At 52.9% G+C, this 1,721-nt stretch carries 1 protein-coding gene; it reads right to left on the bottom strand.

Going from position 1 to position 1,721, the window contains the following annotated elements; all coding sequences use genetic code 11:
• Window positions 1-1,599, bottom strand: a 1,599-nt coding sequence (locus Q7P41_RS09145; protein WP_303883680.1) for a phosphodiester glycosidase family protein, incomplete at its 3' end; no start/stop codon positions are given.
• Between the last annotated feature and the right edge of the window lie 122 nt (window positions 1,600-1,721).

Below are 1,721 nucleotides of genomic sequence, written 5' to 3' on the forward strand. Positions count from 1 at the left end.
AAGGGTAACCCCGCGGGAATGCCAGGGATCGCGGCCATCCACCACGACCCAATAGACCTTGCTTCCGTCGTATCCCCACAATGTCCTTGGGTGTCTTTTGTCCGTGAAGCTCGGTTTAAAGCCCTCGTTTGCGCTCACGTCCATGCCGTTCTTTAAAAGCAGCGGTCCTGCCTGGAAGGCCCACGTTGCGCTGCCAAATTCCTCGGGAGTAAGCGTGCTTTCAAAGGACACCTCCGTCCCAAGGGGCACATCGGCAAAATACGACCTGCTGTTTCCGCGGGCCACCAAAAGAAAGCCGTCGGGCGGGATATAGTGGTGACTTGCCATAGCCGTGCTTTGCTTCCACGTCATCTTGCCGTCTCTTACCATTACTTCCAAGGCATCGGACTGAATCCTTTGAGCTTCTGGGCCAAACTCCGGCGTATAGATGCTTATGCCGTGATACGTTGGAGGAGTATTAATGCCATCCACATTGAACTGAACCTTTCCCCCAACGGTAACCTTTGTGACAAGCATAGCCTGTCCGATGTAAATTTCGCCCCTGTCATTCCAGCCTATGGCGGTCCTGCCGTTGTAGGGCTTATAAACCACGTTGCCGTCCGCTATTATAAGCCCTATCGGGCGCATGCCGCTGAAATAACCTCCGTTTACGGCAGCCCTTGCATTCTTGGCCTTGGCCAGCTCGCTTAAAGGCTTAGACGTCCCAAATTCGGCGCTTGAAAGGGCAATCTTTGAAGTGACGGTCGTTGCATCAAACACAAGGGCAACCCACGACAGGGCCGGGCTTTCCTCTGCACCGCTGTAAGGAATTATGGAGGCCGTCAAGGTTTTGGGTAAGCCGGACTTAACCTCGAAGGCCTTGACGTAATTCGTGAACGGTCCTATGACCACCTGAAACGCCCACTCCTGCCGCACGATGAAGGCGGGATATCCCATGTTTTTCAGGTTACCGGCCAGATCGCGGGCACGGGCTTCGCTGTCCAACGGGATCTCGTCTACGCAAACGAGCCAAAACTTTGGGGGTCGGCCTATGCCTTCCCTGTGCATGACAATTGTGGATATATTGTCCTGCAGAGTCTTCTCAAAGACGAGGCCGTTTTTGCAAGCTTTAAGCCACGAGACCAAAGATCCAAGCGTTGAATTCGTAACGTCAGCCGCGGGGTCGGACAACATACCGTCAGGCGCTTTGGGGTTCATTTCGCCTGCTATCGCTATATAAGGCATGAGGTATGGCGGAAGCTCGCCCGACTGGAAATTGCATAGGGCCCCTAAGACCTCAGCTTCGTTAAAAAGCCCAAGTGCCCGTACGGCAAACATTAAAGCTTCAGCGTTCGTTGCCTCCAAAGAGGGGTAAAATTGCTCCAAGGGAGGCAATATCCCCAAGGCCTTGGCAGCCTGTATGTAATCCCCGTGAGAGGTCGACGAAGACACATCGGAAAACCCTAAGCCTTCTTGTACGATCGGCAAATCCAGGGCATTCATGATCTCGTAAACCACTTCCCCGCGCGATATCGCCGTCGCAGAACACACTGACGACAGGATAATAAAAAAGGTCAGCAAAATCGTCGACGATATCTTAATCCTTTTACCTGAAAACATCTGCCCGCCTCCTTAAACGTTCATAGTGTCGAGAAGTTTGTGTATAGCTCACCGTGCACAGCTCTTGGAACCGGTCTCGACTGGACCGTATTTTCCCCTCCTGATGTACAGCAGCTCATCTT

The sequence above is a fragment of the Acetomicrobium mobile genome (assembly GCF_937920065.1).